Annotated in this window: 10 protein-coding genes; 6 read left to right on the top strand and 4 right to left on the bottom strand. The window is 50.9% G+C overall.

The genetic code is table 11. From position 1 onward, the window contains the following. Window positions 1-185 precede the first annotated feature (185 nt). The 6 genes from LLH06_RS04475 to LLH06_RS04450 all read left to right on the top strand — a co-directional run bounded on the left by LLH06_RS04475 (window position 186) and on the right by LLH06_RS04450 (window position 9,920). Complete coding sequence (locus tag LLH06_RS04475) at window positions 186-2,681, top strand: M1 family metallopeptidase (protein ID WP_228172066.1); 2,496 nt, start codon at window positions 186-188, stop codon at window positions 2,679-2,681. 172 nt (window positions 2,682-2,853) lie between these two features. Then, window positions 2,854-3,912, top strand: a complete 1,059-nt coding sequence (locus LLH06_RS04470) for a sensor histidine kinase (protein ID WP_228172065.1) — start codon at window positions 2,854-2,856, stop codon at window positions 3,910-3,912. A gap of 13 nt (window positions 3,913-3,925) precedes the next feature. Then, complete coding sequence (locus LLH06_RS04465) at window positions 3,926-5,086, top strand: TlpA disulfide reductase family protein (protein ID WP_228172064.1); 1,161 nt, start codon at window positions 3,926-3,928, stop codon at window positions 5,084-5,086. A gap of 3 nt (window positions 5,087-5,089) precedes the next feature. Beyond that, the gene (locus LLH06_RS04460; protein WP_228172063.1) at window positions 5,090-5,764 is read left to right on the top strand and encodes a LytR/AlgR family response regulator transcription factor; all 675 of its coding nucleotides are present in this window, start codon (window positions 5,090-5,092) and stop codon (window positions 5,762-5,764) included. A gap of 199 nt (window positions 5,765-5,963) precedes the next feature. Then, window positions 5,964-6,281, top strand: coding sequence for a DUF6686 family protein (locus LLH06_RS04455; protein ID WP_228172062.1), 318 nt, complete (start codon window positions 5,964-5,966; stop codon window positions 6,279-6,281). A gap of 144 nt (window positions 6,282-6,425) precedes the next feature. After that, window positions 6,426-9,920 carry a PAS domain-containing protein gene (locus LLH06_RS04450; RefSeq protein ID WP_228172061.1) on the top strand — a complete coding sequence of 1,165 codons (3,495 nt, stop codon included), beginning with the start codon at window positions 6,426-6,428 and terminating at the stop codon, window positions 9,918-9,920. 474 nt (window positions 9,921-10,394) lie between these two features. Here the strand turns inward: LLH06_RS04450 and radC are convergent, their stop codons facing one another. From radC to LLH06_RS04430, 4 genes are all read right to left on the bottom strand, one after another. Next, window positions 10,395-11,093: a RadC family protein gene (gene radC, locus LLH06_RS04445; protein WP_228172060.1), complete on the bottom strand. Its 699-nt coding sequence runs from the start codon at window positions 11,091-11,093 to the stop codon at window positions 10,395-10,397. Window positions 11,094-11,367: 274 nt separating this feature from the next. Then, on the bottom strand, window positions 11,368-13,689 hold the full coding sequence (locus tag LLH06_RS04440; protein ID WP_228172059.1) for a S9 family peptidase: 2,322 nt from the start codon (window positions 13,687-13,689) through the stop codon (window positions 11,368-11,370). Window positions 13,690-13,860: 171 nt separating this feature from the next. Further along, window positions 13,861-14,115 carry a 30S ribosomal protein S20 gene (gene rpsT / locus LLH06_RS04435; protein ID WP_228172058.1) on the bottom strand — a complete coding sequence of 85 codons (255 nt, stop codon included), beginning with the start codon at window positions 14,113-14,115 and terminating at the stop codon, window positions 13,861-13,863. A gap of 143 nt (window positions 14,116-14,258) precedes the next feature. After that, window positions 14,259-14,945 (bottom strand): DUF4397 domain-containing protein, encoded by a 687-nt coding sequence (locus LLH06_RS04430; protein WP_228172057.1) that lies wholly within the window; start codon window positions 14,943-14,945, stop codon window positions 14,259-14,261. Window positions 14,946-15,036 lie beyond the last annotated feature (91 nt).

The raw sequence follows: 15,036 nt of genomic DNA, 5'->3' as shown, positions 1-15,036 counted from the left end.
ACATGCGTGAGGCGCCTGACCTTTAAGGAGCCTTGTTATTAACATAAAAGACCCTGCCTGGACACTGTTCAGCGCAGGGTCTTTTCGTTGATGACGATCGTAAATAGGCTGCCCATAAATTTATCTGCCACATCATTTAAAAAAACATAAATTCGTGCTTTACTTAAAATAAAAGTCAAAGCTTTATGAACCATAGTTCCCGTGCGGCACTGCTTAGCGCTTGTATGCTGTCCGCCGCCACCTTTTCGGCATCAGCCCAAACAGCGCCGGCTGCCCCCGAAAACCCTGCCCTCAAGATCTACCGCTCCACTCCCGAAAAGATCAACGACCTGATCCACACCAAGCTCGACGTGAGGTTCGATTACAAGAAACGTTACCTGTACGGCAAAGAGTGGGTGACCATTAAGCCGCACATGTACCCTACCGATACGCTTCGCCTCGATGCCAAGGGTATGGACATTAAGACCGTAGCCATTGTAAAGGCAGGCAAGAACACGCCATTAAAGTTCACTTATGATAGTCTTACACTGGCCATCAAGCTTGACCGCGTTTACCGCAACAACGAGAACTATACCATCTATCTTGACTATACCTCGAAACCTGACGAACTGAAGGTTGAAGGCAGCATGGCCATCAGTGATGCTAAAGGTTTATACTTTATCAATCCTGATAGCGCCGTTAAGGGCAAACCAGTGCAGATCTGGACACAGGGCGAAAGCCAGAGCTCGTCGGCCTGGTTCCCTACCATTGACAGGCCTAACCAGAAGACCACCGAAGAGATATACATGACCGTACCGGCTAAGTATGTGACGCTGAGTAACGGCAAGCTGGTATCGCAAAAAAAGAATGCCAACGGCACCCGTACCGACTACTGGAAAATGGATCTACCACACTCGCCTTACCTATTCATGATGGCCGTGGGCGATTTCAAGATCACTAAAGACACCTGGAAAGGTAAAGAGGTGAGCTACTACCTGGAGCCTAAATATGCACCTTACGCCAAGACCATTTTTGGTTACACGCCGGAGGTGATGGACTTCTATTCGAAACTATTAGGGGTCGATTATCCGTGGAACAAGTACTCGCAGATCGTAGTACGCGACTACGTGAGCGGCGCTATGGAGAATACTACTGCCACCCTGCACGGTGATTACGTGCAAGGTACCGCCCGCCAGTTCCTTGACCGCTACTACAACATTGGTGCTGGCGAAAGCACTGTGGTGCACGAATTATTTCACCAGTGGTTCGGCGATTACGTGACCGCCGAAAGCTGGAGCAACCTGACCGTTAACGAGTCGTTCGCCGATTTTAGCGAGACCCTTTGGGCCGAGCATAAATATGGCAAGGATGATGGGGATGCGCACATTCATGATGACCGCCGCCAATACCTGAACTCGCCCGACGCCCCGGCTAAGGACCTGGTACGTTTCCACTATAATGATAAAGAGGACATGTTCGATGTGGTGACCTACCAAAAAGGTGGCTCGATCCTGTACATGCTCCGCAACTACTTAGGTAACGATGCCTTTTACAAAGGCTTGAACATTTATTTGAAGACCAACGCCTTTAAGAACGGTGAAGCTCATCAGCTTCGTTTGGCATTGGAAGAGGCCAGCGGTAAGGACCTGAACTGGTTCTTTAACCAATGGTACTTTAACTCGGGCCACCCGATCTTGAACGTTACTTACAACTGGGACGCTGCCAGCAAATCACAATCGGTGTACGTACAGCAGAACCAAGCGGGTAATGCCTTTAACCTGCCGGTAGCCATCGACATCTATACCAACGGTAAAAAGACCCGTCATAACGTTTGGTTACACACCAAGGCCGACACCCTGACCTTTAAGACCGACGCCAAACCAGACCTGGTTAACTTTGACGGTGACAAGATGCTGCTTGCCCGCAAGACCGATAACAAGACCGGCCAGGAATTCCTATACCAGCAACAACATGCCGGCCTGTACCTTGACCGTTACGAGGCGCTTAACTGGGCCGAGGCTCAACGTTCTGACGATGCCACCGGCCGTAAGATCATCATCGCAGCCCTGAACGATAAATACTACGGCTTGCGCATCAAGGCCATCAAAGCGTTGAAACTGAACAATGATGATGTGCGCAACGCTGCACAACCGATCCTGGTTAGCCTGGCACAAAAGGACCCTAACAACATGGTGAAAGCTGCGGCTTTGAACGCCCTGGCAGGTCTGAAAGCATCAGGCAACACCACCTTGTTCAAACAAGCTTTGGCCGACCGCTCGTATGCCGTACAAGGCGCAGCACTTAATGGCTTGACCGCACTTGATCCTGCTGCTGGCCTTACCATGGCCAAAAGCCTGGAAAAAGACAGCGAAGGCGAACTGGCACAGAACATATTGAGCATATATGCGGCTAACGGCTCTGATGCGGAATGGCCTTATGTGAACAAAAAATATGATGAGCTGCCTGTGCAAAGCAAATTCAACGTGTTGCGTAGTTACGCAGGCATGATAGGCCGTCTGCAAAGCTCTACCTATGCACAGCAAGGGGTCGAGACATTAAGCGATCTGGGCGTGCGCTACAAGCAATATGGCGTGGCTCAGCCGATCATTACCATGCTGGAAGGCATCAAAGCTCAACGTACCAAAATAGCCGACGATGCATCGGTAAAAGCCATCGACGCTGCTATCAAAAAGCTGCAATAACATCACATTATTCCTGAGCTGATCAGGCAAAATAGGATAAGGGCCGCTCGTATAAAGCGGCCCTTTTTTGTGTACCGTACCATTCGCCACAAGTTTGATACCGTTGGCCACATTTATTATATTTAGGCGCATGCATTGAGTTTATTTGACCTTATGAACTCACCTAAGGCCCATGACATCCATACGCACTACCCTTATCAACTGGCTTAAGCACTTTGCGGCCTTTGCCACTTGCCTCAACCTGTCGTCGGTGTTCAACTTCTTTTATGGCCCCGCCGGGCACTCCGAACCATACCGTGGTTACGGTCAAAAGCTGGGTCACCTGTTCAGATATCTGGCTCATAAAGATCTTAGCGCAGAGATGCTGGTGCTGGCCATCGCATTGCTTCTGATCGAACTGAATTATCAGTACATCTTCAACCGTTATCCACGCTGGATGTATATCCTCACCTCACTGATCGGCAGTTGGGCGGTGGTGCAGATCCTCTACTTCAGGATACATCAGCGATACCAGATCGAGGTGCCGGTGACCGCCCGGCTGTTACCCATAATTTCGGCCGCAGCTTATGCCATCGCTTATGCTTTCGTACGCGACCATTATGACCAGCGGTCAATGATCAAAGCACTTGATCTGCAACGCACCCGTAACGAACTGAATGCCCTGAAAGCACAGCTGAATCCACACTTTTTGTTCAACGGCCTTAATTACCTTTATGGCACTGCACTTAAAGAGGATGCACCGACAACGGCCGAAGGTATCGTCAAGTTATCGGAACTGTTGCGTTATACCGTGCATGGCATCGACCATGATCTGGTACCACTGAAGGATGAGATAGCGTTCATTCACAATTACCTTGACCTGCAAAAAGCGCGATTGCCGACCAATGGTAGGATAACGGTAGACACCCAGATCAGCACCGACAACGGGGACCTGATCATAGCGCCCCTCCTGTTGCTCACCTACATCGAGAACGCCTTTAAGTACGGCATTAGCAATGATGAAGAATGCTTGATACGTTTGCTGATCAGCCAGCAATATGGTACCTTGACCATGGAACTGACCAACACCATCGTGCGCACCAGCACCCTTTTCAGCACCAGCAACACAGTGCTATCCACCGCTCAAAAACGCCTTGAGCTACTGTACCCCGAACGGCATCAATTACAAATAGAACACGACCAGCACCTTTTTAAGGTGAAACTGAAGCTTGACCTTACCAACTCTTTATAGACCAAAAACCATCATGAAACATTTCCTTTTGCTACTGACCGCACTTGTGCTGTCCCTCTCTTCGATCGCTCAAAATAATGCTGACCGGTATATACTCGATGTAAAATTGAATAGCGCGCGGCCACGCCCAGCCAAACTGTATCTGGCCTACCAGGTAGACGGCCGAAAGATCATGGACTCGGCTACCTACCGTCCAGACCAAAGGCATTACCGTTTTACCGGCATCAGCGCCGACCCGACCTATGCCACGCTGGTTGCCGATCACCATAACTTCGGCCTGCCGAACCTGATCAAGGCTACCATGGCCGGTAGTAAGATAGACCTGCTCAAATTTTATCTTCATGCCGGGCACATTACCCTTATCGCTACGGATAGTATCTCAAAAGGGCATTTCATGGGTTCGGCCATCAATACTGACGAACTGGAGTTACAAGCCCGGCTAAGGTCCATCACCGACCAGGAGTGGCACTGGAGCATGCGCCTGCGTACGGATACAGCACGAAAGGATATTCAACTCGGCCGGGCAAAATTAGACAGTTTGCAGGCCATGCGCCGCCCCATACTCAAGGCATTTTATGAGCAGCACCTCAACAGTTACGTCGGACTGATGGCCTTGACCGAATATGTGGGCAATTCCCCAAAAAAAGCAGTGATACAGCCACTTTTTGACCGACTATCTTCATCGGTACGCAACACCCGATCAGGCCGCATGTACCAAAAACTGATGGATGACCTGATCACACTTAAGACCGGTGTTCAAGCACCGCTATTCACGCAGAACGATACCGCTGGTCGGCCGGTGAGCCTGGCCTCGTTCAAAGGAAAATATGTATTGCTGGACTTCTGGGCCTCTTGGTGCGGCCCTTGCCGCCAGCAGAACCCACAGTTAGTGAAGGTTTATAATGAATTCAGCAAACGTAACTTTGCCATACTGGGCATCTCGCTTGATGGCGCCGATGGTCGTGCGGCATGGCTCAAAGCGATCAGGACCGACGGCCTCAACTGGACGCACCTGTCAGACCTGAAACACTGGGATAACGAAGTGGCGCACCTGTACAGTGTGCGGGCTATTCCGCAGAATTTTTTGATCGGTCCGGATGGAGTGATCATAGGCCATGACCTTGCTCCTGACCAGTTACGCAACAAATTACAGGAATTGCTACCTTTAAAGTGACCCATGATCGCCATAGCCGTTGATGACGAACCCATAGCGCTTGACGTGATCACCGCGCACGCCAAAAAGATCCCCGGTCTCGACCTGCGGGCCACCTTCCTGAGCGCGACCGAAGCTCTGGCCTATATCAAGACCGACCCGGTGCACCTCGTATTTGCCGACATTGACATGCCGGGACTGAACGGCCTTGAACTAGCGGCACTGGTACGCCAAAGCATGCAGGTCATCTTTGTGACCGCGTATGCCCAGCATGCACTTAAAGGCTTTGACCTGGCCGCCACCGACTACCTGCTTAAACCGATCAGCTTCAAGCGCTTTTTGCAGGCCTACCGCCAGGCGGAGACAAGGCTTTCGGTTCGAGATAATTCCTCTCACACCTTGTTGGTGAAGGACAGCACCGACCTGGTACGTATCGATTTGGACGAGATCCAGTATATCAAAGCTGAGGACAATTATGCTATGATCATCACCAACGGTAAACCCATCCTGACCCGTACCACTCTTAATGAACTGCAAGCCGAGTTGCCGCCCGACAGGTTCGTGCGCATCCACCGATCATACATCGTAGAATTGCCCAAGATCCAAAAGGTAGAGCGCCATCAGGTGACGGTGGGTGGCCAACCACTACCTTTATCAAGGGCCTTACGCAGCGACCTGCTGGCTCGCTTCACGCTCTGACAGCGGGTCATCTCCAAGAAATTTTTTTGACAAGGGTATCCATCTTTAGAAAAAGTTCGTATCATTGTCTTATTATTTATAATTAGTCTAAATAAATAAGAGAACGACCTTACATCTATTGATAAAGACATCAAGTCCTGCCTGCTGGTGAGGGAACACGTTCACCTTACCGGCAGGACAGGCACAAATACCGCCGCCTATGTGCCAAACCGTTATCCTGTGCCAAAAAGGCCCCACCCTGATCAGCCAGTGCATTGAATGCCGCATCATCAACATCTGGCACAACAATGTGCTGCTCTACTTCACCCCCGACGACCTTAACACTTTCAAGAACTTTACGGCCAGTTTGGAGCCAGAAGAATGCTCATTCCCGTTCCCTGACGGGCAGGACCGGCTGATCTTGCGCACACCCAATAAAGACATTAACTTTTGCTTCACTGATGCCGAGTGGCTACAATTCCAGATCGCGCTGGAAGAGGCCGAATACATGCGCTCCATCTATGAAATGCTGAACTGACCGCTTATATATTTCCTTGACCCGCTTACTTATGACGAGATGAAGGTTAAAAAGAAGTTAATTTTTTCAACTATTTAGGGGGTCAGCGGTTTAAGTTCAATACCGATTCATTTCAACTGCGGTCGGTTTAAAAAGAGATATAGCGTGTCACAGATCCCACATTTTTTGCAAGGTGGTGGTAAGATGGGCCAGCTCATGCGTACCACTGATTGGGCCAATACACCATTAGGCCCGGCAGATCTGTGGCCCGACAGCTTGAAACAGGCTGTCAGCATCGCGCTTAACTCGGGCTTTGGTATGGCCATTTACTGGGGTCCGCAATTCATCCTGCTTTATAACGATGCTTATAGCACCATACCGGGCAATAAACACCCCTGGGCATTTGGCCAGCCCGGTGCGGTAGCCTGGGCCGAGATATGGGACGGATTACAGAACGAATTTGAAGGTGCATTAGAGAAAGGCCAAACGGTACGCAAGCCCGATGCTTTGCTACTTATGCACCGCTATGGCTACACCGAGGAATGTTACTTTGATTATAACCTCTCGCCCATTATTAACATCAACGGCCAAATCGGCGGGGTGTTCAATGCCGTGGTGGAGACCACCTATAAGGTCATCAATGATCGGCGTAACCGCATCCTGATGCAATTGCTGCAACAGCTCGATCAGGCCCACACCCTGAACGAGGCCCTGGAGCAACTGACCGAGGTACTGGATGGCTGCAACAAGGACATTGCCTTTTACCTACTTTACACTACGGGCGACAGGGCCGGTCGTGATGTTCAGGACCTTCATTTTATTGCCGGTGGCGGCATCGGCCAGATTGATGCAAGTTTGTTGATCTGGCCGTATCATGATACCATGACCAAAGGCCAGCCCGTACATATCGAGGACCTGGACCGCTACTTACCGCAGCAGGTGCCCACCGTGTGGGGTGAATCATGTTCGGAAGCGCTGATCGTGCCCATTAGTAAGGATGAGGCTCGCATTAGTGGCTACCTCGTAATGGGAGTATCACCGCGCAAACGGCTGGATGCCGATTATGAGCAGTTCCTGCTTACGGTAGGCATACATGCCGGTACCATGCTCAACAATGGTCACAACTACGAGCTGGACAGCGCCCTGCAGCGCGAGCAGGCCCTGAACGAGGAATTGGCCAGCGCCAACGAAGAGCTCAGCGCTACCAATGATGAACTTAACCGCTCACAACAAAGCCTGGCATCGCTCAATAACGAGCTGGAGGACCGGGTAAGGCAACGCACCAAGGACCTGAGCGAAAGCGAGGCCCGCTTCAAGAACCTGATACAACAGGCCCCCGTGCCCATGCTGGTACTCCGCGGCGATGATATGGTGTTCGATACTTTTAACGCCCCTATGCTGGAGCTGATCAGCCGTGACCGTTCCATCCGAGGAAAGACCTTATTCGAGGGCATGCCCGAACTGATAGGGCAACCGATCGTTGACCGTTTGTATGATACCTATCGTACCGGTAGGGATTACCGCGGATACGAACAACCGGTCACCATTACCCGCAATGGTGAGCACCTTAAAGGATTTTATAACGTGGTGTACCGTGCCCTGATCGAGAACGGCCAGATCGCAGGTGTGATCCAGACCGCTTTTGATGTGACGGAGCAGGTACTGGCGCGTAGAAAAGCCGAGGAAAGCGCCACCAATGTACGCAACCTGGTCATGACGGCGCACTATGCACTCATGATCCTCACCGGGCCTGATATGATGATCGAGCTGGCTAACAACCAGCTGGCCACCCTGTGGGGCAAAAGCATTGACGAGATCACCGGTCGACGCTTATTGGAGGTATTGCCCGAGCTGGAAGGCCAACCGTTCCCAACGCTTTTAAAAGAAGTATATGATACCGGTATCGCCTACGGGCAGGATGAAGAGGCCTTCTACCTTGACACGCCTGAGGGGCCGGTACGCAAGTACGTGAGTTTTTACTATGACCCCATGCTAGATACCGACGGTCAGGTAAAAGGCATTATCGTGGCTGCGGAGGATATCACCGAAAAGGTGAACACCCGCCTGCTGCTCGAGCAAAGCTACCTCGAACAACAATCGCTCAATGAGGAACTGACCGCCACCAACGAAGAGCTGGCATCGGCCAATGACGAATTGGTGTCCATTAACAAGGAGTTAGCACAAGCACAAGCGTTACTACAAACAATGGTGACCGACCTGGCCGCCAGCGAGGCTCGCGTACGTTACATGTTGTCGGACGCGCCGGTGGCCATCGGTATAGTGACCGGGCCCGACCTGGTGATCGAGGCGGCCAATTCACGCATCATGGAGCTATGGGGTAAGAACGAGCAGGTGATCAACAAGCCGCTCCAGCAAGCCCTTCCCGAGCTCAAAGGACAGATCTTCATTGACCTGCTGTACGAGGTATTCAGTACCGGCAACCCTCATTTTGGTACAGATAACAAGGCATTACTAATGCGCAACGGCCAGCTGGAGGAGTGCTATTTCAACTTCGTGTATCATCCACTAAAAGACAGTATGGGCCGGGTAGGCAGTGTAATGATCGTGGCCAGCGAGGTGACCGAACAGGTATTGGCCCGCACCAAGATCGAACATGCTGAAGAACAGCTTCGTTTTTCGTTGGATGCCGCACGAGTAGGCACCTGGTACCTCAATACGAAGACCCGTGAGTTCCGCATGTCTGAACGAATGAAGGAGATATTCGGTTTTGAACCATATGCGGCCATTACCTACGAGGACGCCATAGCTTGCGTGCAGGAAGATCACCGCGCTTTTGTACGGGACTCGATAAACCGGGCCATTACCACAGGCGAGATCTACAATGTGGAACACCCGATACTGACACACGATGATCAGAAATTGCGCTGGGTACTGGCTACCGGTAAATTGAACGACGACCGCCGGACCGGCATCAGCTACTTTTCGGGCGTGATGACCGATATTACCGAACAAAAGCAGGACGAGCAGCGTAAGAACGATTTTATAGGCATGGTGAGCCATGAACTTAAAACGCCGCTTACCTCGCTCAGTGCCTATGTGCAAATGTTGCAGGCCCGCTCGCGCACTAATAATGATACGTTCACCACAGGTGCGCTGGACAAAGTGAACACCCAGGTCAAAAAAATGACCACTATGATCAACGGGTTCCTCAATGTATCGAGGCTCGAATCAGGTAAGATACACCTTACCAAACAAGTGTTCAGACTGGATGAACTGGTGAGCGAGATGGTGGAAGAATCGGTGCAGATGCAATCAAGCCATACGGTGGACCTGCTGCCCTGCCCTTCCGTGACCGTAGAAGCCGACCGCGATAAGATCGGCTCGGTGATATCCAACCTGCTCAGCAATGCTGTGAAATATTCGCCGCGTGGGAAACGCATCGTGGTCAACTGCGAGGTGCAGGGCAACGAGGCGATCGTTAGTGTGAGCGACGAAGGTATGGGTATAAAACCGCAGGATATCGATAAGCTTTTTGAACGTTACTACCGGGTGAACAGTAAGCATACCCAAACCATATCGGGCTTTGGCATTGGCCTTTACCTATGTGCTGAGATCCTTCAACGCCACGATGGCCGCATATGGGTGCAAAGCGAGCTGGGCGTCGGTTCAACGTTCTCGTTCAGTTTGCCGCTGGCGTAGTATTGTACAATGTATGTCATGCTGAACTCGTTTCAGCATCTCACATGCCAAGTAGAAAACCATGCTTGTAGATTCCGCTGTCGACCGATCTTTGGGATGCCGAGCCGTTCTCGACCGATCCGTGGGATGCCGAAACAAGTTCGGCATGACGGGTTGAATGATCAGTGAGTTCCTGTCCCCTCTCGAGAGGGGGCGCGCAAGACCAAGCAGCGGCAGGGGTGTGTTTAACCGACCATTCACCATAAGCACTGCACCACTTTTCACCGGTCCTGCGGCATGCCGAAACAAGTTCGGCATGACGGGTTAAATGGTCAGTGAGTTCCTATCCCCTCTCGAGAGGGGGCGCGCAAGACCGAGCAGCGGCAGGGGTGTGTTTAACCGACCATTCACCATAAGCACTGAACCACTTTTCACCGGTCCTGTGGGATGCCGAAACAAGTTCGGCATGACGGACAATCAAGCAAATTGAACACCCTACAACAGCCCTTCATCGGCAAAGCTGTAAAAACCACCATCGGTGATGATCAGGTGGTCCAGTACGCCGATGTCGAGTATGCGGCCGGCCTGGTGTATCTTTTTGGTAAGGTCAATATCCTGCTGGCTGGGTTTGAGGTTGCCTGATGGATGGTTATGCGCCATGATGATGGACGATGCCTGATGCTGTAACGCGATGTGGAAAATGATCTTGGGGTCGGCCACGGTGCCTGATAGTCCGCCTTTGCTGATCAGTTCTTTGGCGATCACCTTGCAACTACGGCTCAGGAGCAGTATCCAAAATTCCTCGTGGTTAAGGTCGACCAAATGGCGGCGCATTACCTGGTATACGCTGCGGCTGCCGGTAATGGTATCAGGCACTTTGATCTCGGTATCGTCGCGCCGGCGGCCTAACTCCAGTGCAGCAATAATGGAGATGGCTTTAGCCTCTCCTATGCCTTTGAATTTGGAAAGTTCGGCCACTGATACTTTGCCCAGCTTTTGCAGGTCATTATCATAATGGTGAAGTATACGCTTGCTCAGCTCCACGGCCGATTCGGTACGGCTGCCCGACCCGATCAGGATGGCGATCAGTTCCGCATCGCTCAACGCGCGGCGGCCCTGGGTATTCAGTTTTTCACGGGGGCGGTCCTCCTCGGCCCAGGCCTTGATGCTGATCTTGCTTTCGTATGTTTCCACGGCTTTAATTTATTTAAAGATGCGGGTAAAAGCAAACCGATCTTTTCAAGGTGTGATGCTTAACAAAAGTACATTAGCCCATGATGATTATACCAAGCATAACGCATATGAGGCTTCGCTATCTTTACGACAAGATGAGGTCAGTTTTATTATCAAATGTCATCCTGAGCGATAGCGAAGGATCTTATACGCCTGATCAGTTTGCCACGATCATAGCTAATAGGATGCTTCTCTATCGCTCAGCATGACGTAGGTAGAGTTTAATAGTTCAGATCTACTTCGTCGCTTTCAACTGGTATTCTTTTGGTGGCTCGGCGCCCATGAGGTGGCGTACAAAGTAGTCCCAGCGGCGGCGGGTCATGTACAGGTTGTACTGGCCATAGCCGTGTGCACTGTTGGGAAATATCACCAGGTCATAATCCTTACCGGCCTTTTCCAGCGCCTCAACCACTAACAGGGTATTGTATGGAGGTACGTTATCGTCCATCATGCCGTGGGCCAGCATCAGCTTGCCTTTCAGGTTCCTCGCTAGGTTCTGGTTGGCTTGGTTCTCATAGTTCGACACACCGTTGGCATCTTTGGTTAGCAGACCGATGTAGCGCTCGCCCCAATCATCCTCGTAATTGCGGTTATCATGGTTACCCGATTCGGATATGCCTACCTTGTAAAAATCAGGGTATTTGAACATGGCAGTAGCCGTAGCGAAACCACCACCCGAGTGCCCCCAAATACCTACCCTATCCAGATCTATGTATGGGAACTTTTGCGCCAGTTGCTTGATGCCACCTATCTGGTCGGGCAGTGTGTTCTCGGCCATGTTACCATAGCTCATATCATGATAGCTTTTGGAGCGGAGCGGATTGCTGGTGCCCTCGATCAGCACCACCACAAAACCCAACTCGGCCAGGGCCTGGTGATCGCCTCTTGACGGCGAAAAGCCCCAGTTACCGATACTCCCGCCTTGCGGACCAGGATAGATGTAATTGACCACCGGGTATTTTTTGGACGGATCTAGGTTAGTAGGCGTGAACATGATACCGTATATATCGGTCTTACCGTCGGCCGCCTTTACGTTGAAGGGGATAGCCGGCTTCCAACCGGCAGCTTTTAAGCGGCTAACATCGGCTTTGGCCAGCGGGGTTACTAATTTACCGGTCAGAGCGCTGCGCAAACCTACCACGTGGGCCACATCAGGCTGCGAATAGGTATCAACGATGTATTTTCCTGATGGAGAGAACGCCACCTGGTGATTGCCCACATCGGGCGTCAGGGAAGTCAAGCCCTTACCATCAAAGCCTATCCTGTATAAATGACTAAAGTATGGGTTGCCAGGTTCGCGGCCATCGGCCATAAAGTACAGTACACGAGCTTTTTCGTCTACCTTGAGCAAACGGGTAACTACCCAGTTGCCTTTGGTGATCTGGTTCTTTAATTTGCCTGTGCGTGCATCATACAGGTACAGATGTCCCCAGTTATCACGCTCCGAGAACCAGATGAACTCGTTGCTTTTGGCCAGGTAGCGCCAGTTGATACTGTCCCATCCTGACTCATATTGGGTCGGCACTGTTTCTTCGAACACCTCTCGCACTACACCTGTGGTGGCATCAGCTATGCGTACCTTTTCCTGCTTGTGATCACGGGAGGTAGATACGAACGCCAGTTGAGAGCCATCGGCCGTCCAGTTCACATCGTCGAACGTACCACTGCTCGATATATCATCGCTCAGCGAGGCGCGGTGCGGGTCGGGCGGTACCTGTAGCATGATCACTTTGGGTACATCCACCTCAATGATGCAGCGGTGTATCATAGCGATCTCTTCGCCCGGCAGCGGGTATTTCCATTGGTGCAGCACCGGAGCGCCCACGTTGGTGGTCACCAGGTACATGTCTTTTACGTTACGCTGATCCTGCTTAAAAGTGGCGATCTTTTTCGAATCGGGCGACCATTGCAGTACCGGCCTATCACTATGGCTCCACCCAGCATTATCAGTGGCATAACCAAAGTCCTTAACGCCATCGGTAGTGAGTTGCGTACGCTTGCCCGAGGCTACATCACGCACCCACAAGTTGTCATCTTTAAGGTAAGCTGCGCGTTTGCCATCGGGTGAAAGTATCTCTGAACCTGCATCAGGCCTAGGCATGCCGGTACGTTCGATAGTCACGTTATCATCAGGCACCAGGCTGTAATTTTGCAGGTCGGCATTGTAGCCTTTGCCGCCCGTACGGAAGCTCATATAACGGCCATCGGCCGATAAGTAGATACTTTCGAAAGGGAGCGCCGTGGACCTCACCTCGTTACCAGTACTGGCTTTTAAAGCGGCTGCCAGCTTTTGATGATCAAAGGCCGGGGCTACATTTCCTTTAGTGGGGTCAGCTAACATAAAATGTGTGCCGTCAATGGTGCGTTCAATGTACCAGAAGCGGTCGCTAGGTAGCCAATTGGGTCTTATGGTACCGCCGCTTACCAATGGTGCGGTGTTGTAGATCATGAAGCGTTCGGCGCGTTCATAATCTTTGGCGGTAAGTACCTTGCCTTGCTGGGCGTGGCTGCTTAATGCGCCTGCCAATAGTACAGTAGCCAGTAAAGTTCTATTCATGTATCGGGGTGGTTGTTGTGATCAAATGCACAACTAATATAGCCACAAAAGGCCAATAAACCACTGAACAGGCCGCATGTGATCATGATATTACATGGCCACAAATATACACGAACGCAAAAAGCCGCTTCAGTTACCTGAAGCGGCCTCTCAGCATTACTGCTAATGATATTAAGATAAGCCGTTAACGAATTTGGTCAGTTTTGACTTATTGTTAGAAGCTTTGTTCTTGTGGATAACGTTCTTTTTAGCTAAACGATCAAGCATCGAAATAACTTTAGTTAACAAAGGAGTAGCTTCAGCTTTGCTGGTAGTACCTCTAAGTTTCTTGATAGCATTTCTGGTAGTTTTGGCCTGATACCTGTTACGCAAACGCTTCGCAGCGTTGGCTCTGATCCTTTTTATTGCTGATTTATGATTTGCCATTTTAGCTAATTATCTTATTATTTTTCGGACTGCAAATATAAAGCAAAAAAAAATATCCGTCAAGCACAAGGTAAATTTATTTTCCACATCGGGTTGATACTCAAGCCTACCCTATCTTGATCACCGTAAAGCGCGTCAGGCGATCAGTTGCCTGATACGCCTAAGCTGAGCACGTTAGCACCGGTAGCGCCTACCAGGCCTTTGGCATAGATCACGTAGATCTTTCCAGCTTCCAGGTTGGTGGTGAAACTGGTACTGGTAGAGCCACTTGCAGTGTTCAACACATACGTTCCGGCGGTCACCTCAACACTTGAGCTTACCCCACGGAAGTTGACGCCTGTGATGTTGATCGCACTGCCTGAAGTTAACGCCATAGCGCCTGAGTTGGTCACTGCGTTCACGAAGCGGATGCGTGCTTTGCCTGAAGCAGGTGCAACGGCCGCATCACTAACGGTCACGATGCCCAGGCTGCTGTTCTGACCTACAAGCAAAAAGCTGTAATAGCCAAAGCCATCAAGCTGGGCACTGGTGGAACCTAAGGTAGCCTCGCCCGAAGCCGATTTGATCTCGACGGTCTGGTTGCCTACAAAGGTGCCGTAGTAACCCGACGAGTTACCGAAGGACACATTGCTCGGAGTACGCAAAACGCCATCAACATACAAGCGGGCAGGGCCGGCATCAGTACTGGCATTGATCAGGTTCACTTTGGCAGCGGTCTCGCCAACGTCGTTCTCGTCGTTCTTTTTGCATGACGACAACATGGCAAGGCCCAACAGGCCAACAAAAGCAAAACGCGAGAAACGTTTCAGGATAGTAGCAGATGTTTTCATAAACAGAAAAAATAGAATAAGCAGTAGGCCATATTAAGGCCACATTAACTTTATATAGAACTCAACAACTCGCTTAATAGTATTTTGTTTG

The sequence above is a fragment of the Mucilaginibacter daejeonensis genome (genome assembly GCF_020783335.1).
GTDB classification, from domain to species: domain Bacteria; phylum Bacteroidota; class Bacteroidia; order Sphingobacteriales; family Sphingobacteriaceae; genus Mucilaginibacter; species Mucilaginibacter daejeonensis.
The sequence above is the reverse complement of the archived record's forward strand: the minus strand, read 5'-3'. Positions and strand labels throughout refer to the sequence as shown.